Raw genomic sequence first — 22,057 nt, 5'->3', positions numbered from 1 at the left:
GCAGTCTCCTCTCTGTAATTCAATGTCAGTGCCGTGCCCGTGATGCCTGGCCTGGCCGCTCAGGGCCGGATGCCAAAGCGGCTGATGCCCGCCTCGCGCAGTGGCGCCGCCAGGTTGGCGAACTCGCACAGCAGCGTGCGGGTATCGCGCGGGTCGATGATGTCCTCGATGACGAAGGCTTCCGCGCTGCGGAACGGCGACGTCAGGCTGCGCACGCGCAGCTCGATCTCGGCGCGCTTCTGCACCGGATCGTCGGCGCCTTCGATCTCGGCCTTGTAGGCGACCTCGAGGCCGCCTTCGATCGGCAATGCGCCCCAGCTGGCGGAGGGCCAGGCATAGCGGAAATTGAAGCGCCCCATATGCTGGTGGCCGGCCGCCGACACGCCGTAGGCGCGGCGCAGGATCACCGAGCACCACGGCACCGTGGCCTGGTAGAGCGCTGACAGCGCGCGCACGCCGTAGCGCATGATCCCTGCCCTTTCGGCCTCCAGGCCGACCTGGAACCCGGCCGTATCGACCAGGTTGACCACCGGCAGGTGGAAGGCCTGGGCCATGTCGACGAAGCGCGTGAATTTCTCGGCGCTGTCGCTGTCCCAGCTGCCGCCATGGAAGGACGGGTCGCTGGCGATCACCGCCACCGGCCAGCCATCCAGGCGGGCCAGCGCGGTGATGACGGCGCAGCCCCAGTGCCTGCCGATCTCGAAGCAGGAATCGGCATCCACCAGCGCCTGCAGGATCGGCCGGATCTTGTAATCCGCCCGGCTGTCACGCGGAATCGCCGACAGCAGCCATTCGTCGCGGCGCGCGGCGTCGTCCGTGGGCTCGGCGCGCGGCGGCAGTTCAAATGCGGAAGGCGGCAGATAAGACAGGAACTGGCGCGCGCGCGCGAAGGCCTCCTGCTCGGTGCCGACCTCATCGTCGACCACGCCGTTGCGAGTGTGGATCTGGCTGCCGCCCAGCTCGTTCTTGCTCAGCGCCTCGCCCACGCGGGCCACGACCGACGGCGGGCCCTCGCTGAACAGTTGCGAGGTTTCGCTGACCATCACCGAATAGTGGCTGGCGGCCACGCGCGCCGCGCCCATGCCCGCCACCGAGCCCAATGCCAGCGACACCACCGGCACTACCGACATGTTCTCCACCACGTGTTGCCAGACCTTCATGGTGGGAATCAGGGTATGGCCCTTGATCTCGATATTGCGCACCGAACCGCCGCCGCCGGTGCCGTCGACCAGCCGGATCATTGGCAGCCGCAGGTCGTGCGCCATCTTCTCGGCGTGGATCAGCTTGTCGCCCACTGCGCCCTCGTTGGCACCGCCGCGCACGGTGAAATCGTCTCCCACCAGCACCACTGGCCGGCCACCGACCTGCGCCCGGCCCATCACCAGGTTCGACGGAACCAGGTCCACCAGCCGCCCGTTGCTGTCGTAGCGGCCGCTGCCGGTCAGGCCCCCGACCTCACGGAACGAGCCGGGATCCGCCAGGGCGTCGATCCGCTCGCGCACCGTCAGCTTGCCGGCCGCCTTGTGGCGCTCCACCTTGCCTTCGCCGCCCATCCGGGCGGCGAGCCGTCGACGGTGGGCCAGTTCATCGATTTCAGGCTGCCAGCTCACTGTCCTCTCCTGTGTCTTTGCGCGATACATGTGTTGCCAACTTCTCGCAGGAGACGTGCCAGCCGCTGAGGCTCTGCTTAGGCATTGAATTTATTGAATAATTTCTCGACCGCCATTAGAATGTCTCCACCAACTACACAATGTGTCCGCACAGCAGGCACGCACGGAGACACAATGTGTCCTCAATGAAGGCACAAGATACAACCAACTTCGCGCTCGGCGTGCTCGTCTGTTCTCGCGACGGAACACGCGAGGCAGCGCTCGGTGCCTGTACTGACCCCGCCATCGCCGACGCCGCGTTCGCTGCATGCGCCCGCGCTGGCGCGCCGGGTTCGGGACGCAGGCTATTTTCCGTTGAGGCAGCCCACCGGCGCTTCATCGGCCTGTCGCTGGAAGACGGCGAGCGCCAACTGATCGTTCTGCATCACGCCGATAGCCAGGCCGTGCTGCTCGACTTCCTGGGCACGGTGCCCTTCGCCGGCGCGATCCTGGATTACTTCCTGAACGACCCGTACCAGGCCATCACCGTGGTCGACAAGGCGGGACGGGTGCGCTTCATCAGTCCCGTCCACGAGAAATTCCTGGGCCTGGAGACCGGCGGCGGCATCGGCCGTCCGGCGGCCGAGGTCATCCCCAATTCGCGGCTGCCGCAGGTGGTGGCCAGCGGGAAGGCCGAGATCGGGCAGTTGCAGCAACTTGACGGCGCCACTCGCGTCGTCAACCGCATGCCGATCCGCCAGGACGGGGAAGTGGTGGGCGCCATCGGGCAAGTCATGTTCAAGGGGCCAGAGGCGCTTGTCCGGATGCACAAGGAACTGGTTGAATTGCGCTCCGAGGTGGCGCGCTACCAGCGCGAGGTCGATGGGCTTCGCCACGGCTTGCACGAACGGCAACCGACGTTTGGCCTGATCGGCGAAAGCGCGCCGATGCAGCGCCTGCGCCGTGAAATCCAGACCGTGGCCCGGCTTGACGTGCCGGTGCTGATCCTGGGTGAGAGCGGCACGGGCAAGGAGCTGGTGGCCCGCGCCATCCACAGCGCCGGGTCCGAGCCGGCCAGCGCGCGGCCACTGGTCAGCCTGAACCTGGCTGCCCTGCCCGCCACGCTGATCGAGTCCGAGCTGTTCGGCCACGCGCCTGGCGCCTTTACCGGGAGCCAGCGCCAGGGACAGGCGGGCAAGCTCGAACTGGCGGCGGGCGGCACGGTCTTTCTCGACGAGGTCGCCGACATCCCAATGGAAATGCAGGTCAAGCTGTTGCGCGTGCTGGAAGACCACATGGTGGAACGCCTGGGCAGCCGCCGCGCGCAGCGGGTCGACTTCCGCCTGGTCACGGCCACCAACCGCGACATTCCCGAACTGATCGACGCCGGGCGCTTTCGCCTTGACCTGTACTACCGGCTCAGCGGTGTGGTGCTGCGCATCCCCGCGCTGCGCCAGCGGCGCGAGGACATTCCGGCGCTGCTGCAGCATTTTGTCGACGCCTTCTGCACGCGCAACGCCATGCCGGCGCCCGGCATCGACCATGAAGTGGCGCGTTACCTCGCCGGCCAGCCATGGCCCGGCAATGTGCGCCAACTGCGCCAGCGCATCGAGGAGGCACTGGTCTTCTGCGACGGCCGGACGCTGCGCGTGGCGGATTTTGCGCGCGGCGAATCGGCGCGCGGGCTGTCGGGTCAACAAAGCCAGCCCGCGGTGCATGCGCCCGCAGAGGCGTATCCGAACCAGACTGCCGCGACGGACGGCCTGCCATCGCCAACTCCCGCACATCGCTCACCTGCCGAGCCCGCCGCGGGCATGCGCGAGCTGGCCTATGCCGCGGTGATGGACGCCGTCGCTCGCCACGGCGGCAACAAGAAACGCGCGGCCGAGCAATTGGGAATCTCACGCTCGCATCTGTACAAAATCCTGGAGCGCGGGCCGCACACGTCGCGATCGAAATAGGGGCGGCGCGCCGCGCTGGCTGCCGCGACTACTGGTTCATCAGGCGCCCTGTCGGGACCTCGGCCGATGTCGCTTGGCACCTTAACCGCCGCTGCGGTCCAGCTTGGGGTCAGCAAGAGGACGGTGAGCCTTTGCATTGCGGAGCCGGAGCGAGCCGCGGGCGTGGCGCACGGGACAGGGCCGGGGCAAAAGAAGTGCCGTTCCAGGCCGCCATCTCGCCCTCCGCTACGCCAAGGCAGCGCCGCGCTTCGGGAAACCGGGCCTCCGCCCTTCCGATATCATACCGATGCCCCGTTTCAGAGGCTTGCATGGCTAGGTGAGAACTCCTTTTCGACAATGACGAAGATTACTGTCGGCATACTGCTGTTTCCCGGCTTTCAACTGCTGGATGTTGCAGGTCCACGGGATGCATTTGCTGAGGCCGAGGCGCTCAGTCGCCGAGTGCACCAGTACGGCATCATGACGGTTGGAACGACGCGGGGCAGCATTACTTCGTCGAGCGGCATGACCGTGGTGCCGGATCGCACGATCTTCGATCCCTGCCCCGATTTCGACACTGTTCTGATCCCAGGCGGCGTGGGAATCTTCGATGCGATGCAGGACGTGGGTCTTTGCGAGTGGGTGGTGGCCCGGAGCCGGACTTGTCGCCGCCTTGCGGCAATCTGCAACGGGGCGTTCCTGCTGGGTGCGGCGGGATTGCTCGACGGGCGCACGGCAACGACCCACTGGATCGACGCCGGCAATCTTGCCCGGCAGTTTCCGCGCGCCATCGTCGAGCCGGATCGCATCTACGTCAAGGACAAGGGCATCTACACGACTGCGGGCGTGACCGCAGGCATCGATCTCAGCCTGGCATTGATCGAGGAGGATTGCGGCAGGGTACTTGCCCTCGATGTGGCCAAGTACCTGATCGTCTATTTGCGTCGCGCAGGCGGCCAGTCGCAGTTCAGCCCCTTGCTGGATGTCCAGGGGACGGCAAACTCGGAGGTCGAGCGGCTGCAGCACTATCTGCAGGAAAACCTGCGGCAGCAGCACACTCTGGACTCGATTGCAAAGCAGGCACACATGAGCGCCCGCAATCTTTCGCGCCTGTTCGCGCGGGATTGCGGCATCAGTCCCATGGCATTCCTCAACGACGCCCGCATCGATGCGGCAAGGCGCATGCTGGAAGAGACCGATTGCTCGATGAAGGAAATCGCCGCGAAATGTGGGTTCGACAGTCCGACCGGGCTGCGCCGGGCATTCCAGCGCAGGCTTGAGCTGACGCCGCTGGAGTACAAGCATCGCTTCCGTTCCCTGCACTCGGAGAAACAGAAGACCGGTACGAGCCCGCGCAAGCCTGAATAAATACGTGGCGGCAAATATGGCTGCGGGCGTTTGAGGAACTGCGGGCCGTTTCGTCGAATCTCTCTGTGCCAGGCAACGCTCGCCGCGGCCAGGATGGCGCGAGGGTGCGCGGCGGACTCGCCCCATCGGTCCGATTGGTCGGGAGAATCTTGCGCCGGCCGACACCGTCTGCCTACCGAAAACGCACATCCCACAGGTTGTCCAGATCCGTTCACATGGACACTTCTGGCCAGCTTGGCGCACCAACTCCGCCAACCTGATAACAGTGCTGGACACTCGGCGCGCGGGGCGGAAGAACGCCCGAAATCCGCCCTAGAATCCGTTCACGACCCGCTTTTCTGAACCGCCCGGAAAGGTCAATCGATGGAAGACGGGTCGTTTCTCCAGCGCTTGGTTAATTGAATGAACGCGATTTTCCGAGCTCCGCACAAGGCATCATCAGGACGGATTCAGTGGATATCTTCATGCTTATCGCCATGGCTCTCGGCGCGGTGGCCGTCGGTGTATCGGCGACCGTAATCATCGGGATCCTGGTTTCGGATCGGCTGGCTCTCGCGGCACAGCAGCACGGGCGCCATGCGGGCTCGGGCAGCAGAACCCTCTCGCAATACGCCAGAGCCAGGACACGCAAATGGCCTTTGCGGCGTTGACGCGCCGCGCCCCGACTTGCAGTGAAGGCCCGCATTAAAAGACGGGCCGGAGGAGAACCATGCGTAATATCGACATATTCAAGCTCGCAGAGCATTCGCGTTTCACGTCATTGCATGGCGTGGTGCTTGCGTGGTGTGCCCTGGTCATTATCTTCGATGGGTATGACCTGGCAGTCGCGGGCATTGCCTTGCCCTACATCATGAAGGATCTGAATGTGGAATCCGCGCATGCCGGCATCATGGTCAGCGCGGCGTTGTTTGGCGCGATGTGCGGGGCGGTGTTGCTCGGAACCCTGGCGGACAGGATCGGCCGGCGCCGCGCCATCGCGCTCTGTGTGGGGCTGTTCAGTGTGTTCACCGCCGCGGCGGGGCTGGCGCGCGACCCCGTAACCTTTGGTGTGCTCCGCTTCATGGCGGGCCTGGGCATTGGCGGCGTGATGCCGGCTGTGGTGGCGCAGATGACCGAGTTTTCGCCCCATAAGCTGCGCGGGACACTGGTTACCCTGATGTTCAGCGGCTACTCCGTGGGCGGCATGATTGCGGCGCTGCTCGGCAAGGGCCTGATCGAACATTATGGCTGGCAGGCGGTGTTCTTCGCCGCAGCCGCGCCGCTGGCGATCGTCCCGTTCCTGCTCAGGTCAATGCCGGAATCGATTCCCTACCTGATCCGGCAGCGCAGGAACGCGGAACTCACGGCCGTTGCCGTTCGACTGAGCCCCGACTACGCGCCTGAACCGGGCGACCGGTTCGTGATTCCCAACGAGCCGACCCCAGGGTCCACGCCGATCCGGACCCTGTTTGCGAACGGGCGCGGCATGAGTACGTGCATGTTCTGGCTTACGTTCTTCATGTGCCTGTTCATGGTCTACGCGCTGAGTTCCTGGCTGACCAAGATCATGGCCAATGCGGGCTACAGCCTGGGATCCGCCCTCACCTTCGTATTGATCCTCAATCTCGGCGGCATGATCGGCGCAATCGGCGGCGGCATGCTGGCCGACCGCTACAGCATCAAGCGTGTGCTGCTCTGCATGTTCGCACTGGCTGGCATCTCGATTACCTTGCTCGGCTACAAGCCGCCGACCACGGCGCTGTACCTGCTGCTGTGCGTGGCCGGCGCCGCGACCATCGGTACCCAGATCGTGGTCTACGCCTATGCCGGTCAGTACTATCCCCTGTCGAGCCGGGCCACGGGCATCGGCTGGGCATCCGGCGTCGGCCGCCTTGGCGCGATTTCGGCACCCGTGATGCTGGGCTTCGTTGTCGCGATGAACTTGCCGCTGCAGCTCAACTTCCTGCTGATGGCCGTTCCCGCTGCCATCGCGTTCATGGCGGTATTGCTGATCAATCGAAAACCCCGCAACCGGGGCGCTTGCGCGTCCCATGGCAACCTCTCACATAGTCCGGCCACTGCCGCCGCCCTCAGCGAGCACTAGACGCGAGGCATCGGCGCCCGATACCGCATGGCAGGTAGCGGGCGCCCACGCGCTCCCCGCAGCACAGATATTTCCATGATCCACTCAGGCAAAACTGCCACCCCCGCCAAGCGCGTTGCGCGCCCCAGTCATCTTCCCGCCTCCGGCGAACCATGGCGTTGGCGCGCCACGGAAATCAGTGCCGCAGTACGCGCGGGCCACGTCTCCAGCGTCGAGGTTGTGGAAAGCGTCTATGCACGGATCGAGAGCGTGAATCCGTCCCTCAACGCCATCGTCCATATGGACCGCGACCATGCGCTCGCCAGTGCCGCCGCGATAGACGAGCAACGCAGGCAGGGCAAGGCGATGGGGCCACTGGCCGGCGTGCCAGTCTCCATCAAGCTGAATGTGGATGTACGAGGCCAGGCCACCACCAATGGCACCACCCTCTGGAAGGCGCGGATCGCACCGGACGATAGCGCGGTGGTAACCAACCTGCGCCGCGCCGGGGCCATTGTCATCGGCCGGACGAATACACCGCCCCACTCCTTCCGCTGGTTCACGGAGAACCCGATCCATGGTCGCACCACCAATCCATGGACGTCGGCGGTGACGTCCGGCGGATCCAGCGGTGGCGCCGGCGTCTCCGTCGCCGCGGGGATGTGCCCGATTGCCCACGGCACCGACATCGCCGGCTCCATTCGTTATCCCGCATACGTTAACGGCGTGGTGGGCCTGCGGGCGACGCCGGGGCGGATTCCCGCCTACCACCCCACAACGCAGCAACGCTTCTTCGGGCTGCAGTCCATGTCCGCCCAGGGGCCGTTGACGCACACCATCGCCGATGCGCGGCTGGGCCTGGAAGCCATGGCCGATGGTGGCGGCATGGACCCGCTGTGGGTGGATGCACGAATGCACTTCGACGACGATTGCCTTCCGGTGCGCGTGGCCCTGGTGGACGAGATCGATGGTGTCGAGCTGGAGCCGCCGGTTCTGGACGCACTGCGGAAAGCGGCGGGTGCGCTCGCCACCGCCGGCTACCGGGTGGAACGAGTGCGCATGCCTAACCTGGAGCGCGGCGTGAGAATCTGGGAGCAAATCGTCATGACCGAGTGCGGATTCGGAATGATCGCCGCAGTGGATGCCATCGGCGATCCGGACATAAGCACTGCAGTCCACAACATGGCACGGTGCTCACCCGGGGTCGACCTGGCGGGCTATGCGCGGGCGATCGCGGATCGGGACAACCTGCGCCGCGAATGGTGCGAACAGTTCGCCAAGTATCCGCTCGCGCTGATGCCTACCTCGTGTCACATGCCCCTGCCCTGGGGCGCCGACCTCGGCACCGTAGCGGACATGAAGGCCTTGATGGCAGTGCAAAGCCCGCTCATCGCCGTGGCGGCCAGCGGATTGCCTGGTCTCCATGTGCCGACCGGTGTTGCCGATGATCGGCCGGTAGGCGTCCAATTGGTCGCCGGCAGCTTTCGCGAAATGCGCCTGCTCCACGCGGGCGAGATCATCGAGGCGGAATGCGGCATTCTCAACGAGTTGCGCTGGGAACGCGAATAGCATGAGGAGCGGCAAGCTTTATGTCATCGCCGCGACCACTGATAGCCAGCGTCGCCCGGCTCTCGATACAAATTGATAGCGTTACAACGTAAGGAAGACAAAGCCATGTCAACGAGCCGCGTGCTTAGCGCCATGATCCCCGACAGCAAGCTGGCAAGAGAGGTCACGCAACTCATTCGCGACACCGAAAGTGAATTGCTGTTCAGCCACTCCACTCGCGTCTATTTGTGGGGGGCGTTGCTTGGGAAACAACAGGGCCTGGCCTTCGATCCGGAGCTGCTTTACGTCGCAGCGATGTTCCATGATATCGGCCTCACATCGAAATATCGCGAGAGCCAGCTCCGCTTCGAGGTGGATGGCGCGAACGCCGCGCGCGATTTCCTGCGAAGCCATAATCTGTCCGAGGATGACGTGGACAAGGTCTGGACAGCTGTTGCGCTCCATACGACTCCGGGAATTCCGGAACACATGCACGGGGAAATCGCGTTAGTGCAGGCCGGGGCGGGAATGGACGTGGCTGGACGTGGCTTTGAGGACTTCACGGACGAACAGCGCGACGCGGTGATTGCTGCATATCCCCGCGACCCTGATTTCGCCGCCAAGATGATCGATGCCTTCTATCACGGTATGAAGCATCGGCCCGGTAGTACGTTTGGCACTTTCAACGATGATTTCCTTGCCTACAAGGATCCAAGCTTCGAGCGGGTGAACTTGTGCAGCATTATTCTGAACTCAAGCTGGAAGCGGTGACCGTTTAGATCAGCGTCTCGTCCGCCGCACATCGTTCGCCGGCCGGGTCTGGTCAAGGGGATCCGGCTCCTCGACGCCGAACTGGAGCGCGCCGGCCAGTTCCGCATCGGTCTTGCCCGGGCCGCTGAAGATCAGCGGCACCCTCAGCAATGGGTTCTCAACCAGGCCAGTTCGCCGCCGGAAGAAGCAATACGAATGGAGTCACACCAGGCAAGCTGTCGCTACCATCCGCTACAGAGACGCCACTGGCCATGCCTGGGACGGCACTGGCGAACTCCCCGGCTGGCTGCGTCCGCTTTCAGGAAACACGGAAGGCCGCTCCGGATCGTCTACGGAAGCTCGCGGACCCACTCTGCGTCGGTGCCTGAGGGCGACCGCCTTCGGCCAGCAAGGGACGGAAGACGTCGCCCGGACCGAGCCATTCAGACGACCGCTTCTCCCAGAATGCGGTCACTCCGCGCCTCTTGTCATGCGGAGTACCCCCCGACGCTTGCCGGCGTCGCGCTCGGGCTGATGACGCCGGTGGTGGTGTACAGGCGTACCCTTCGATGGTGCTGACTTTCCAAGCCATGTGGCCGAGAGAAACGGTACCGAAGGCGGCGGTCGAGCGCAGCAGTCATGCTCATGCGCTGTCAATGTCTGGGCTACGGTTCGTCTCACCGGCTGGACCGGCCTGATTGAACAATCCCCCGACTGCTCATTGTGCAGACGCCCGGCTTCGCAAGTGGTCAATTAGCTGTCGCGTCGCCATTGATTGCCCATGGGCCTTTCGCGTGATGATGACATACTGCCTTTTAGCCCAGTCGTCGGACAATGGCACGAACACCAGGGAACGTTTCCTTGCTGTGTCCCAATGCGCCCTCTCGGGGCAACACTGCCGTGCCCAGTCCCGCCGCCACGAAACGCATGGCGACGTCCAGACTGGAAACCTCCATGCGGTACGACAACGTGCGCGAAAGGCGGGTCGCTTCCCGCCTAAGCATCGTGTCCAACATCCCGCCAGGGGCAACGACGATGCTTAATTGATCGATCACCTCTTCAAATCGAACCGTCTCTCTGCGTGCCAACGCATGTTCGGGACGCAGAGAAAGGCACAGGTGGTCACGTCGGTAAGGCTCGACCTCGAAGTTGCTCAAGTCAACCGCGCCCCACAGGATGCCAACCTCGGCGGCGCCTTCGCGCACTGCTTGCACCACTTCCGGACTGGTCCGTTCGTCCGTCGATATACCGACGCTGGGCGACGCCTCAAGGAAGGCGCCGAGGTCTTCTGCCAAGTTGCCAGCGATCACGGCGGGCGCCGCAACCACGCGAACATGACTGCGCACGCCGCTGCCGAAGTCGCTCAACTCCGCGCTCAAGCGATCCATGGCCCTAAGCACCTCACGAGCCTGCCTCAGCATTGTCTCGCCCGCTGCAGTTGGCTTGATACCCCGCCGGCCCCGGACAAGAAGGGCCGTTCCAACGTCTTCCTCGACGGCGGCGATGCGCCGACTGACCGCCGATGCGACGATGGCCTCGCGATCGGCTGCACGAGCGATGTTGCCCTCCTCGCATACAGCGATAAAGAGCCGCAAGGTAACAATGTCGATGTGGTGTGCCATGCCGTATGGACACGCAACGCGTGTCGAAATAGTGCTTCAAGCCGCGGTTCGGCACGGATAGAGTAGCGCTGAACAGTTCTTACAGGAAGTGCTGGAGTGTGGCTCGCACCCACACAAACAGCCGAGCCGATATTGCCTTGCCGCGCGCTGAGCGCACGAGCGTCGTACGACAAGCCTGGGACGAACCTGTCATCCGGGCCGACGTAGCGCGTTAGTGAAATACGCAAACATACCGAGTGAGATCCAAGCGCTGATTTGCGCCGGCGAGTCCCGTCTGGACTGATCCGTTCGTTCTTCACCTATCGATAACCAGGCCAAGTCATAGCCTGCCGACAATCAGTCTTGGAGACAAAGATGACAGCGACAGCAAATACTCCCCATCTGGCGGTCCAATCGACGCGACGCAAGGCGTTGGCTACTCTGCTCTGCGTGGCTTTGATGATCACATTGAGTTCTATCTCGGGCGGACGCGCTTGGGCGCAAGCGCCTGCCGCCAAGTACCCGTCCAAGACGGTCACGCTCATCGTGCCCTATTCTGCTGGTGGCGGAACCGACGTCGTCGGCCGATTGATGGCACATCGGTTGTCGGAGCTTTGGGGCCAGTCGGTGGTGGTGGAGAACCGCAGCGGGGCTAACGGCGTGATCGGCTCCAACTACGTCGCGCGTGCGCCCGCGGATGGCCACACGCTGCTGCTGGTCGTCGGCTCGCATGTTGTCAACCCGGTGCTGATGAAGAACCTGCCCTACGACACGGACAAGGCCTTTACACCCATCACGAATATCGCGAGTTCACCGTCGGTGCTGGTGGTACAGGCCAAGGGTCCTTACAAGACGTTGTCCGACGTGCTCTCGGCCGCCCGCAACAAGCAATTGGGTGTCGGCTACTCCGAAGGCCAGACGCGCCTGACGGGCGAGATGATCAAGCAGGCGGGCAAGCTGCAGATCGTCGGCGTACCGTACAAGGGCGGCGCACCGATGATGGTCGACATTATCGGAGGCCACCTGCCAATGGGCGTGACCAGCGTGGTTACTGCCTTGCCCCATGTACGCTCGGGCGCCTTGCGCGTTGTCGGTGTGGCCGACACCAAGCGCATGACGTTGTTCCCCGACGCGATGACGTTCAAGGAGGCCGGACTCGATGGTGTCCAGTCGCTCAACTGGTACGGGCTCTTAGGTCCGGCCGGACTACCAAGGCCGATTGTTGAGCAGATCAACAAGGACCTGACGAAGGTCGCGGCCGACCCGGCCGTGATGAAGCAGATCGAGAACCAAGGCGCACACATGGTTTTGACACCGCCCGGCGAATTCCGCGACTTCCTGGACTCGGAACTCAAGAAGTGGATGCTCGTAGCGCAACGCGGCGGCATTACGGCCGAGTAGTAACGTTGGCCTATCTCGTCCGGCCGCCAAATGCTGAAGTTCGGGAGTTCATCGCGGTCTCCGCCCTGCAGGACATAATCGCCGCAGCCCGAGAAGGTCGGCTTCGACGTCGTTTATGGCTCGGCTGTGCGGTTTTCAGCCTTGTACCGCAGGCTGTCTGAGGCATGCAATCCTACCTGTACCCGGACAGCGCCTGCGGCAGACCACTGCATTCCAGTTAGACGGACCCTGATCAGCTTCTGCCATTCAGTTACTTTTCTCAAGGAGAGTTTGATGTCCATATTTGCCCAGAAGAGAGCGCGGTTAGCTGCGCGCTTTCGCCAGAACGAGCTTTTCGTAGCGCCTGGCATATTCGAAATGATCTCGGCAAAAATCGCCGACCGGCTTGGCTTCGACTGCCTGTACATGACGGGCTACGGCGTCGTGGCTTCCTATCTCGGACTCCCCGACGCCGGCCTCGCGACCTACAGCGACATGGTGGGCCGCGTCGCTCAGTTCGCGCAGGTAACGGAAACGCCGTTTATCGCGGACGGGGATACCGGCTACGGTGGGCTCCTGAATGTGCAGCACACGGTCCGGGGCTACGAGGCCGCGGGCGCATGCGCTATCCAGATCGAGGATCAGGAGTTCCCCAAGAAGTGCGGACACATGCTGGGCCGCCGCGTCATTCCGGCCGAAGACATGGTTGCGAAACTCCGTGTCGCCGCAGAAAGCCGCACTGATCCAAACTTCCTCATCGTCGCGCGCACCGACGCGCGGACGACGAACGGCCTTGATGACGCGCTACGCCGGGGCTAGGCTTACCTGAAGGCCGGCGCCGATGTGCTCTTCATCGAGTCACCAGAAACCGTTGAGGAAATGGAGCGGATCGGTGCCGCGTTTCGCGGCGTGCCGCTCCTTGCCAACATGGTGGAAGGCGGACGAACGCCGGTTCTCGACGCGCCTACGCTGCAGGCGATCGGCTACCGCATCGCAATTTATCCTGCCCTGGCGTTCCTTGCCGCTGCGGCCGCCTGCGAGCGGGCTTACGCGACATTGAAAACGAGCGGGTCGAGCTCCGCGCTGACTGTTCCGTTGTACGACTTCAACAAGATGAGCGCGCTCATGGGTTTCGACTGGGTGGGGGAGTTCGATCTCAAGCACCGCCGGATCGACGACACAGCACAGGGCATTCAGTAAGCAAAGCGATGCCTTGCGGTGCCGGCGCCAGAGGGGTCCTTGCTCTGCCATTCGAATGTCGCTTTTGCTTTGGAAGCTGTCATTGAAGCACGGCAGCACTGAGTGGCAGTTCCGGGTCGGCAAGCGCCTTTCCCGGAAATTGGCGAAGCTCTAGAAAGAAAGCTGCGCCGCAGATGGCGTGCGGATGGGTGCATCGGTACCAGAATTTAACTCTCACTATCCCGCTTAATTGCCTGCCAGGCGACCTTCGCCAAGACGTAGTTCATGGATCAGTTCGACCAAAGCGCGTAGCCGCACCGTCACGAACCTGTGGCCAGAGTAGTAAAGCCTGAGGCCGCCAAACGGCTGGCACCAGGGAACGAGCACAGGGACCAGGGCGCCGGATTTCAATTCTTCATCAATGAACCATTCCGAGATGAAGCCGATGCCGAGTCCGAGCAGCACCGCCTGCTTGATGGCGGGCATCTCGGAGAGGACCATGCGCACCGGCAGATCCATTTGCAGCTTCTGGCTCTTGTGCTTCAGTTCCCATTGATAGATGCCGCCGTGGGACATGCGCATGCCGATGCTCTGGTGCTTGAGCAGATCGCGCGGATGCCTGGGCGTACCGTTGCGCTTCAGGTACTCGGGCGTTGCCACGACGAGCATGCGGAGGTTGCGGGACAGCGGCACGGCGATCATATCTTGCGGCACGGATTCGGCAAGACGGATGCCCGCATCGAAGCCTTCGGCGACAACGTCGATCAGGCGCGACTCGCTCACGATGTCGATGCATACCTGGGGATAGCGCTGCGCGTACTGATGGAAAAGCGGTTCCAGCAGCAAGAGGGCTACCCCCTGCGGTGCATTGATGCGCAAGGTGCCGCTGGGCGCGTCAGACTCGGTTGCCGCCTCTTCGTTGGCCCGTTGGATTTCGGCGAGCGCTGGCGCTATGCGCTCCACATAGCGCTGACCCGCATCGGTCAGGGCCACGCTGCGCGTCGAGCGGTTGAACAGGCGCACTTTCAGCCGCGCCTCGAGGCCGGAAACGGCGCTGCTCACCGCCGTGGTCGACATGCCAAGCTCTAGCGCCGCGCCACGAAAACTGCTGCGGCGTGCGACGGCCAGAACCACCTCAAGCTCGGTCATTCCTGTGCGGTGCATAGATTGTCCTGATTTTCGGGATGCGTCATCTGCCATAGGACGGCTTATCAAAACAATAACGTATTCCTAGACTTGAATGCACGCCGGACGTGTGGAGTTCTCCCCTTCCTTCCATACGCCGCCAGTCATTCCAAAGGAAACGACATGCAATGCATTGATCACATTTACATTAATGGCGAGTTCGTGACGCCGCACGGCCAGGAATGGTTCGATCTGCACAACCCGAGCACGGAAGAGATCATTGGCCAGGTTCGGCTTGGCGACGAGAAGGACGCGCAACGCGCAATTGCTGCGGCGCAGGCAGCATTCCCCACCTGGTCACGCACCACGCGCGAGGAACGCATTGCAGCGCTGCGGCGCATGCACCGGGCCATCGCTGAGCGCGAGGAGGAACTGCTGCAGGCCATCGTGACCGAATATGGTGCGCCGTCGGTGCGCTCGCGCTGGATGGCGGAGTATCCGGCCCAGACCGTTGCACAAGCTATCGACGCGCTGGAATCGTTTGAGTTTGAGGAGCGCGCTGGCGCCGCACGTGTTGTGATGACGCCGGTTGGCGTCGCGGGCCTGATCACGCCCTGGAACAGCAACGCCGGGTTTATCTGCAACAAGCTGGCAACGGCGCTGGCCGCTGGATGCACAGCCGTCATCAAGCCCAGTGAGATGAGCGCAATGCAGACGCAGATCGTGGCCGAGGCCCTGCACGCGGCCGGCCTCCCGCCCGGCGTGTTCAACATCGTCAATGGCCGCGGCGACGTGGTTGGCGAAGAGATCGTGCGCAACCCCGGCATCGCCAAGATCTCGTTCACCGGCTCTTCCGCCGTCGGTCAGCGGCTGGTGAGCGCGGGGGCCGTCACCATGAAGCGTGTGACGCTGGAGCTGGGCGGCAAGTCGCCCACGGTGGTGCTCGATGACGCAGACTTCGCCGAGATCATGCCGCTCGTGCTCCAGGCTGGCTTCCTCAACAGCGGCCAGGCCTGCATTGCCGGGACCCGCATTCTGGTGCCGCGCCATCGGCTTGCGGAGTTCGAGCAGATCGCAAGGGAAGCGGTTTCACACGTCAAATCCGGCGATCCGCGCCAAGCTGACACCGAGATCGGCCCAATGGTGAGCGCCAGGCAATGGGAACGGGTGCAGAACTACATCCGCATTGGCATGGATGAAGGCGCAGCGTTGCTGGCCGGTGGCGAAGGACGACCCGACGGATTGCACAGGGGCTGGTTCGTCAAGCCCACACTCTTCACGAACGCGAGCAACCAGATGCGCATTGCGCGCGAGGAGATCTTTGGGCCTGTCCTCACCATCATCCCTTACACCGACGATGCCGAAGCTGTCTCCATCGCCAATGACACTAGCTACGGCCTGAGCGCGATCGTGCTTGGCAAGGACATCGAGCGCTGCGAACGCATGGCCCGGCAGATCGATGCGGGCCGCGTGCTCGTCAACACGCTCTTCCATGAGCCGCGCGCGCCGTTTGGCGGCTTCAAGCATTCCGGACTGGGTCGCGAGATGGGGAAATGGGGCATCAGTGCGTACCTGGAGCCCAAGACCTTGATGATGGAGTCGGCGCAGGCTTAATGATTGTTGGCAACGGCTGGTGAATCGGCTCGATCTGTAGGCGATGCACGCCAGCCTCTCCGCACATGACAACGATTCAGCGGTGAGCCACCCGAGGCCGCACGCTAAGTAAATGCGTCTTACCAGGAAAAGTCATCGAGAAGACATGGGTCGTCTTCTGCCCTGCGCGAACCGGTCCAAGGAGGAGCGCTAAGTTGTACTCGGCGTCGGGCCGCACCCGGCCATTAGCAGAATTCGGCAACGGCATGAAAATTGTCGACAGTCCCGCACGTACGGCCTGACGTAGGTGTCCTTCCAAGGAACCGATTGCGAAAATGATGAGTTCGACGACGTCTGGCAGTGCAGACCCTTCCACCGCGCATCGGCTTGTGATCGTCGAGGGCATTATGGGTTCAGGCAAGTCCACGACGATGCGCCTCATTGCGAAACATCTGCAAGAGGCGGGGCAGCCAGCGTTGCCGGTCCACGAGAGGACCTTGCGCACGGCACTCCGGACCACGGTTATGGACTAGGTGAAGGCGCTGAAGGCCGGCGTCGTGATTCACGATGTCGCCCACCAGAATCTCACTCCATCGGAACCGTCTGGTACGGCCCAACGTAGAGACAGCGTCTGTTGGTTTCCCACCCACATCACGGTAGTCGAATCGTCACCTATCGCTCCCAGTGGGCCCAATCCGTGGCGACGTACGCACACCAAGACACTGGCACGCAACATGCGATAAGACTAGTGAGCAAGGGACACGGCAACTCGCTACATCCAATGCTCACTAACTCGACCTGAGCAAAGGAGCTTCATCATGGCTACCCAAACCAACGAACGCGCGACCATTGTCATTCATGACCTGCCGGCCATCGAAGTCCTGGATTGCGTCGAAATGTCCGCCATCAAGGGTGGCCAGATCGACCAGCGCCTCGCAGACTACATCCAGAACGTCTATCAGTACACGCATGACTGGGCAGGTGGCGCTCGCCCAGTCCCGAAGTACTGACCGCAGCGCCTTGCCCGCCGACTTCTTGCCATCGTGCGTTGGTCGGCCGGCGTCCATTGGCGATGTCGGCGCCGGCAGCGCCTATCAGCAGATGTGCATCAGCCCGACGGGGTGATGCCGCCGTAGCCCATGCGCGTTCGGCGGCTACTCCGTAGCTTTTTGTTGTTAAGTCGCGCCTAGCGACCGGCCTGGCTTCTGGCGGCTCCTATCCTGTCAACGGACATTAATCTCGGCGCGGTCAAAGAAGGGTCGTAAGGCGCCGGTCGGCTCCTCTCAATTTGGTTTGTCATGACGTTTGGACGCAAACAGCCGGTTGCGCCCCCAACGGCTGATCTTGCACAACAGCCTGAATCCGGCCCTACCAGCTACCCCGCTTCAGCCGAAGCCAGGAGAGGTCAATCTTCCGCTGTCAGGGACCTTCACCGTTTGCCCTCTTGCTGGTCAGCCTGCGATTACTGTATATTTATACAGTGGTCGTCGCAGCCCGGAAAAGTTTGCTCCTGAAGTCGAGCCCGTGCGGCGCCTGCGCTTTCTCTCCTTCACCTCGAAAGGTAATTATGTTCGTGGACCGCACCGAAATCATCAACGCCGCCAAGGCATTGCGCGCTAGCCAGGAAGAGACCAGGTACAGCAGACTCGTCGCGCTCGCGAACAAGCAACTCAAGGCAATGCAAACGGCAATCCAGAGGGGCAAGGAAGAATTCGAGACCAGACTGGTACTCGACATCAATGAAGACAATCCGCAAGCCGCGCTAGAAACGCGCGCGCAAAGGCTGGCCAACGACCTTAGAGCCCAGGGCTACACCGCAACGGTGACCACGTTTGCCGAAGTCAGCACCGACCGCAAGAACTGGACGCCGAATATCACGGTCGTCATCGGCCTGGGCAACATGGTTTCCGAAGACGATAACGCGATAGCCGAAAACGCGGTGACCGACGACACGGAAGTCGCGCTGGCTGGCGAAGCTGCCAGTGAAATGGCGTAACAGCAGGCGGGCAATCCGAGATAAGGACCGGCATCACAAGGCTTCGCGCACCGTCGCGTACGTGATGGCTTTTCCTACAAGGGAAATCTGCCCGCGATCGTGGCGTATAAGGACGCAATAGCCTGCGCCTTGATTGAACCAGGACTGTCACCACGCATGACGGATCTCACTCGGAGAACCACGGCTGGCGCCGTGAGCGTGTGCACGTACGCGCCCAAGCGCAATCTCTACAGGAGCCGATCCGCAAATTAGATCCAGAAGCCTTATCTGGTGACCTTCCGCAGGCATTCCAGAAACCATTGCGCCAGCGCCGGGACCGGCCGCTGAGGATTGAACAGGATGTGGCTCTCGAAAGCGACGACCGGCTCGAACCGAATCGCCTTGACACCCGACGGCTTCAGGCTGCGCACCACCAGCGGGTTGACCACGCTGATCCCCAACCCCATACCCACCATTGTGCAGATGGTCGCCGCGTAAGGCGTCTCCAGTGTCAGCACGCGCCGATCCTCCGGCACGAACACGGCGTCAACCGCTGTGCGAGTTCCATCGCCATGGGTCAGTGAGATAAAGCGCTCGCCATCGAGGTCGCTGGCGTGGATGCGGCGCTTGTGCGACAGCCGGTGCGTCGCCGGCACGATGCACACGCCGTCCTCGCGGCGCAGCAGCTTGCTGCGGATGCCGGTAGTCTCGGCCATGTACGACACCAGCCCGATATCGCAGAAGCGCGCCGCGGTCCATTTGGCCACCGTGGGCGAATCGTTCGTATGCACGGCGATCGGCACGTCCGGATAGCGCTCCCGGAAGGCCAGGATGGCCTGCGGCATCACGCTCATCGCGATCGACGGCACGGTGCCGATGCGCAGGGTGCCCACGCCGGATTCACGGATCGAACGGGCCGACGCGCGCAGGCTGTCAAGGCCGACAAAGGAGCGCTCCACATCGAGAAACAAGGCCTCGGCTTCGTCCGTCGGCGCGAGCCGGTTGCCGACGCGCTCGAACAGCCGGAAGCCCGCCTCGCGTTCCAGTTGCCCGATTACGCGGCTGATGTTGGGCTGCGAGGTATGGAGCTGGGCGGCGGCTTCGGTCATCGAGCGCGTCAGCATGACGGCCCGGAACGCTTCGATCTGCTTGTAGTTCATGGCGACGGTTGGGGTCAGCGGCTTGCATGCAGCATATCAAATCCGTATGGGATGGACCAAAATACTGATTTGACGATATATACAGCGGATTTCCATACTGGCTCCATTGTTTCGGAGATCACACAGCATGGAATCCAAAGTCAGCCGACGCCTGACCCAGGCGACCGCCGCCGAGGTATGCGAGCACATCTACCTGCCCCGCCTGATGCGCGAGTTCGGCAGCGGCTTTCGCTACCTGACCGATATCAACCAGGCCCACCTCTTGATGCTGCATGGCACCGGGCTGGTCCCGTCGGACGTGGCCGCGGTGCTGGCGCAGTCACTGCTGCGCATCGAAGCCGAGGGTCCTGCCGCCGTGCCGTTGGATCCCGCGCGCGAGGACGCCTACTTCAACTATGAAGCGCACCTGATGCAGATGGCCGGGGCCGACGCTGGCGGCAGGTTGCATGTCGCGCGCAGCCGCAACGACATCCTGGCCACGCATGACCGGCTGCGTGCACGCGACCTGGCGCTGGACCTCCTGGAAGCGATGCTGGCGGTGCGAACGGTCGCGCTGGAGCAGGCAGACGCGCATGCCGAGGTGGTGATGCCTGGCTATACGCACCTGCAGGCCGCCCAGCCGATCACTTATGGCTACTACCTCGCCGGCTTTGCCGAGTCGCTCGGCCGCGATATCGCGCGCATGGAGCAGGCGCTGGCGCGTCTGGATGCCTGCCCGCTTGGCGCCGGCGCGCTCGCCGGCACCGCGTTCGCGATCGACCGCGCGGCAACGGCGCACTGGCTGGGCTTTTCCACTTATGCGCCGAACTCGCTGGACGCCGTAGCCTCGCGCGACTTTGCCTGGGAGCTGCAGGCGGCGATGACCATCGGCGCGGTGAGCTGGGGCCGCGTGGCGCAGGACCTGTACGTCTGGGCCACGCCCGAGTTCGGCCTGATCGACTTCCCCGACAGCGTCGCGGGCACCTCCAGCATCATGCCGCAGAAGAAGAACCCGGTCGTCCTGGAATACCTGAAGGGCAAGGGCGGGCACATGATCGGCCTGTTGACCGGCGCGCTGGCGGCGCTCAAGGGCAGCCATTTCACACACTCGGGCGACGGCAACCGCGAGAGCATGCGCGGCTTCTGGGAGGCCGGCGACGAATGCCTGCGCTGCCTGTCTCTGCTGCGTCTGGTCATCGCCAACGCCACACCTCAACGCGCCGGCATGCTGGCGCGCGCGCGCCGCGATTTCTCCACCGCGACCGACCTGGCCGATGCGCTGGTACGCGAGGCCGACATGTCCTTTCGCCAGGCGCACCACATCGTCGGTGCCGTGGTGCGCGACGCGCTCGACCAGCACTTGCCCGCCGACGCGATCAGCGCCGACATGGTCGATGCCGCCGCGGTGCGCGTGGCCGGCCGCGAGGCCGGTCTGGATGCTACCGCGGTTGCTCGCTGCCTCGATCCCGAACAAGGCGTCGCCGCGCGCATGGCCGCCGGCGGCCCCGCGCCGGTACTGGTCCGCGACAACGTCGCCGCGCAGCGCGCCGCCACGCGCCACGCGCGCGAACACCTCGACGCCATCCGGACCCGCCTCGACGCCGCGCGCGCGGCGCTGAAGCGCTCGGTCGGCCACCTCGCATCGCAAAGCTGAAACGCACCGCACCTCGCAGCCGGCGTTGCCCTTATCCTTGTCCCACGGAGACCCGCCCCCATGAAAACCATTGCCCATGCCCTGGCTGCCACATGTCTGACGCTGGCGACGAGCCTCGCCATAGCCGGCCCCTACCCCGACAAACCCATCCGCATGGTGGTGCCCTTCCCGCCCGGCGGCACCACCGACCTGCTTGGCCGCGTACTGGCCACCCGCTTGTCCGAAACTCTCGGCCAGCAGGTGGTGGTGGACAACCGGCCGGGCGCCGGCGGCACCATCGGCTCCGACCTCGTGGCCAAGGCGCCGGCCGACGGCTACACGCTGATGTTCGGCACGGTGGGGACGCAATCGATCAACGCCACCCTCTACAAGAAGCTGCCGTTCGATCCGCAGAAGGATTTCTCACCGGTGGCATTGTTCGCCGGCGTGCCCAACATCCTGGTGGTCAATCCGAACGTGCCGGCAAAAAACGTGCGCGAGCTTGTCAGCTATGCCAAGGCCAATCCCGGCAGGCTCAATATGGGATCGGCCGGCAATGGCACCACCAACCATCTGTCGGGCGAGCTGTTCAAGTCAATGGCGGGCGTCGAGATCGTGCACGTGCCTTACAAGGGCAGCGGCCCGGCGATGGCCGACCTGCTTGCCAACCAGGTGCAACTGATGTTCGATAACCTGCCTGGCTCGCTGCCGCATGTGAAAGCCGGCCGGCTGCGCGCACTGGCCGTGACCAGCGCCACGCGCTCGCCGGCCCTGCCTGACGTGCCGACCATGGCCGAGGCAGGCATCGCGGGCTATGAGGCGGATGTCTGGTTCGGCGTGGTCGGTCCGCGCGGATTGCCGCCCGAGGTATCCAGCCGCTTGTCGCAGGAAATCGCGCGTATCGCGCAGGACAAGGCGATGCGGGACAAGCTGGTGCAGGCCGGGGCCGCGCCGCTGGCTTCGACGCCGGAGCAGTTCTCGGTACTGATCCGGCGCGATACGGACAAGTGGGCCAAGCTGGTGAGGGCGTCGGGGGCGAGTATTGATTGAGTGGGCGTTGGTGGCGCGCCAAGGTCGCGCCGGCGGCCCAGGCCCGCCTCCCCGTCGTTGCTGGCGTGTATCGCCGTTTTGCGGCAACCAGTTTTCCCATTCATTCTGGTCAAGGAACGCCAGGC

17 protein-coding genes and 1 pseudogene are annotated in these 22,057 nt (G+C 63.6%); 12 read left to right on the top strand and 6 right to left on the bottom strand.

Annotated features, from left to right (window positions below):
• Positions 1-59: 59 nt before the first annotated feature.
• On the bottom strand, positions 60-1,610 hold the full coding sequence (locus E5S69_RS12250; RefSeq protein ID WP_171514912.1) for a carboxyl transferase domain-containing protein: 1,551 nt from the start codon (positions 1,608-1,610) through the stop codon (positions 60-62).
• Positions 1,611-1,795: 185 nt separating this feature from the next.
• Here E5S69_RS12250 and E5S69_RS12245 point away from each other — a divergent pair, with 185 nt between their 5' ends.
• Positions 1,796-3,550, top strand: a complete 1,755-nt coding sequence (locus tag E5S69_RS12245; RefSeq protein WP_171514911.1) for a sigma-54 interaction domain-containing protein — start codon at positions 1,796-1,798, stop codon at positions 3,548-3,550.
• Positions 3,551-3,886: 336 nt separating this feature from the next.
• Positions 3,887-4,897, top strand: a complete 1,011-nt coding sequence (locus tag E5S69_RS12240; RefSeq protein WP_171514910.1) for a GlxA family transcriptional regulator — start codon at positions 3,887-3,889, stop codon at positions 4,895-4,897.
• 449 nt (positions 4,898-5,346) lie between these two features.
• Here the strand turns inward: E5S69_RS12240 and E5S69_RS32625 are convergent, their stop codons facing one another.
• Positions 5,347-5,475 (bottom strand): hypothetical protein, encoded by a 129-nt coding sequence (locus tag E5S69_RS32625; RefSeq protein ID WP_272871713.1) that lies wholly within the window; start codon positions 5,473-5,475, stop codon positions 5,347-5,349.
• A 131-nt stretch (positions 5,476-5,606) separates the two neighbouring features.
• Here E5S69_RS32625 and E5S69_RS12235 point away from each other — a divergent pair, with 131 nt between their 5' ends.
• The 3 genes from E5S69_RS12235 to E5S69_RS12225 all read left to right on the top strand — a co-directional run bounded on the left by E5S69_RS12235 (position 5,607) and on the right by E5S69_RS12225 (position 9,278).
• A complete protein-coding gene (locus tag E5S69_RS12235; RefSeq protein ID WP_171514909.1) occupies positions 5,607-6,980 on the top strand; it encodes an MFS transporter in 1,374 nt (457 codons plus the stop codon).
• Positions 6,981-7,055: 75 nt separating this feature from the next.
• Positions 7,056-8,528, top strand: coding sequence for an amidase (locus E5S69_RS12230; protein ID WP_171514908.1), 1,473 nt, complete (start codon positions 7,056-7,058; stop codon positions 8,526-8,528).
• 105 nt (positions 8,529-8,633) lie between these two features.
• Positions 8,634-9,278: an HD domain-containing protein gene (locus tag E5S69_RS12225; protein ID WP_171514907.1), complete on the top strand. Its 645-nt coding sequence runs from the start codon at positions 8,634-8,636 to the stop codon at positions 9,276-9,278.
• 9 nt (positions 9,279-9,287) lie between these two features.
• Here the strand turns inward: E5S69_RS12225 and E5S69_RS32390 are convergent, their stop codons facing one another.
• The gene (locus E5S69_RS32390) at positions 9,288-9,428 is read right to left on the bottom strand and encodes a hypothetical protein (protein ID WP_171514821.1); all 141 of its coding nucleotides are present in this window, start codon (positions 9,426-9,428) and stop codon (positions 9,288-9,290) included.
• Between the two features lie 644 nt (positions 9,429-10,072).
• Positions 10,073-10,879, bottom strand: a complete 807-nt coding sequence (locus E5S69_RS12215) for a LysR family transcriptional regulator (protein WP_171514906.1) — start codon at positions 10,877-10,879, stop codon at positions 10,073-10,075.
• 354 nt (positions 10,880-11,233) lie between these two features.
• Here E5S69_RS12215 and E5S69_RS12210 point away from each other — a divergent pair, with 354 nt between their 5' ends.
• A complete protein-coding gene (locus tag E5S69_RS12210) occupies positions 11,234-12,259 on the top strand; it encodes a tripartite tricarboxylate transporter substrate binding protein (protein WP_236901299.1) in 1,026 nt (341 codons plus the stop codon).
• A 273-nt stretch (positions 12,260-12,532) separates the two neighbouring features.
• Positions 12,533-13,438, top strand: a pseudogene (locus tag E5S69_RS12205) (isocitrate lyase/PEP mutase family protein).
• Between the two features lie 225 nt (positions 13,439-13,663).
• Here the strand turns inward: E5S69_RS12205 and E5S69_RS12200 are convergent.
• Positions 13,664-14,566, bottom strand: a complete 903-nt coding sequence (locus E5S69_RS12200) for a LysR family transcriptional regulator (protein ID WP_236901298.1) — start codon at positions 14,564-14,566, stop codon at positions 13,664-13,666.
• Between the two features lie 159 nt (positions 14,567-14,725).
• Here E5S69_RS12200 and E5S69_RS12195 point away from each other — a divergent pair, with 159 nt between their 5' ends.
• The 3 genes from E5S69_RS12195 (at position 14,726) to E5S69_RS12185 (ending at position 18,131) form a co-directional block, all read left to right on the top strand.
• Positions 14,726-16,156 (top strand): aldehyde dehydrogenase family protein, encoded by a 1,431-nt coding sequence (locus tag E5S69_RS12195; RefSeq protein ID WP_171514904.1) that lies wholly within the window; start codon positions 14,726-14,728, stop codon positions 16,154-16,156.
• Positions 16,157-16,953: 797 nt separating this feature from the next.
• Positions 16,954-17,145, top strand: a complete 192-nt coding sequence (locus tag E5S69_RS12190; protein ID WP_018310244.1) for a hypothetical protein — start codon at positions 16,954-16,956, stop codon at positions 17,143-17,145.
• 557 nt (positions 17,146-17,702) lie between these two features.
• Positions 17,703-18,131 carry a hypothetical protein gene (locus E5S69_RS12185; protein WP_171514903.1) on the top strand — a complete coding sequence of 143 codons (429 nt, stop codon included), beginning with the start codon at positions 17,703-17,705 and terminating at the stop codon, positions 18,129-18,131.
• A 263-nt stretch (positions 18,132-18,394) separates the two neighbouring features.
• Here E5S69_RS12185 and E5S69_RS12180 read toward each other — a convergent pair whose 3' ends face one another.
• Positions 18,395-19,270, bottom strand: coding sequence for a LysR family transcriptional regulator (locus E5S69_RS12180; protein ID WP_171514902.1), 876 nt, complete (start codon positions 19,268-19,270; stop codon positions 18,395-18,397).
• Positions 19,271-19,397: 127 nt separating this feature from the next.
• Between E5S69_RS12180 and argH the strand changes: the two genes are divergently transcribed.
• Complete coding sequence (gene argH, locus E5S69_RS12175) at positions 19,398-20,903, top strand: argininosuccinate lyase (protein WP_171514901.1); 1,506 nt, start codon at positions 19,398-19,400, stop codon at positions 20,901-20,903.
• 60 nt (positions 20,904-20,963) lie between these two features.
• Positions 20,964-21,932 (top strand): Bug family tripartite tricarboxylate transporter substrate binding protein, encoded by a 969-nt coding sequence (locus E5S69_RS12170; RefSeq protein ID WP_171514900.1) that lies wholly within the window; start codon positions 20,964-20,966, stop codon positions 21,930-21,932.
• The last annotated feature ends 125 nt before the right edge of the window (positions 21,933-22,057 follow it).

The sequence above is a fragment of the Cupriavidus necator genome, assembly GCF_013141915.1.
GTDB lineage: Bacteria > Pseudomonadota > Gammaproteobacteria > Burkholderiales > Burkholderiaceae > Cupriavidus > Cupriavidus necator_B.
Note: the sequence above shows the minus strand (reverse complement) of the source record. Positions and strands in the feature narration are given on the sequence as shown.

Coding starts and splice junctions, on each gene's coding strand:
- E5S69_RS12240 (WP_171514910.1), top strand. CDS start 3,887: ATGACGAAGATTACTGTCGGCATACTGCTGTTTCCCGGCTTTCAACTG.
- E5S69_RS32625 (WP_272871713.1), bottom strand. CDS start 5,475: ATGGCGCCCGTGCTGCTGTGCCGCGAGAGCCAGCCGATCCGAAACCAG.
- E5S69_RS12225 (WP_171514907.1), top strand. CDS start 8,634: ATGTCAACGAGCCGCGTGCTTAGCGCCATGATCCCCGACAGCAAGCTG.
- E5S69_RS12195 (WP_171514904.1), top strand. CDS start 14,726: ATGCAATGCATTGATCACATTTACATTAATGGCGAGTTCGTGACGCCG.
- E5S69_RS12170 (WP_171514900.1), top strand. CDS start 20,964: ATGAAAACCATTGCCCATGCCCTGGCTGCCACATGTCTGACGCTGGCG.
- E5S69_RS12230 (WP_171514908.1), top strand. CDS start 7,056: ATGATCCACTCAGGCAAAACTGCCACCCCCGCCAAGCGCGTTGCGCGC.
- E5S69_RS12210 (WP_236901299.1), top strand. CDS start 11,234: ATGACAGCGACAGCAAATACTCCCCATCTGGCGGTCCAATCGACGCGA.
- E5S69_RS12185 (WP_171514903.1), top strand. CDS start 17,703: ATGTTCGTGGACCGCACCGAAATCATCAACGCCGCCAAGGCATTGCGC.
- E5S69_RS12180 (WP_171514902.1), bottom strand. CDS start 19,270: ATGAACTACAAGCAGATCGAAGCGTTCCGGGCCGTCATGCTGACGCGC.
- E5S69_RS12245 (WP_171514911.1), top strand. CDS start 1,796: ATGAAGGCACAAGATACAACCAACTTCGCGCTCGGCGTGCTCGTCTGT.
- E5S69_RS12200 (WP_236901298.1), bottom strand. CDS start 14,566: ATGACCGAGCTTGAGGTGGTTCTGGCCGTCGCACGCCGCAGCAGTTTT.
- E5S69_RS12190 (WP_018310244.1), top strand. CDS start 16,954: ATGGCTACCCAAACCAACGAACGCGCGACCATTGTCATTCATGACCTG.
- argH (WP_171514901.1), top strand. CDS start 19,398: ATGGAATCCAAAGTCAGCCGACGCCTGACCCAGGCGACCGCCGCCGAG.
- E5S69_RS12235 (WP_171514909.1), top strand. CDS start 5,607: ATGCGTAATATCGACATATTCAAGCTCGCAGAGCATTCGCGTTTCACG.
- E5S69_RS12215 (WP_171514906.1), bottom strand. CDS start 10,879: ATGGCACACCACATCGACATTGTTACCTTGCGGCTCTTTATCGCTGTA.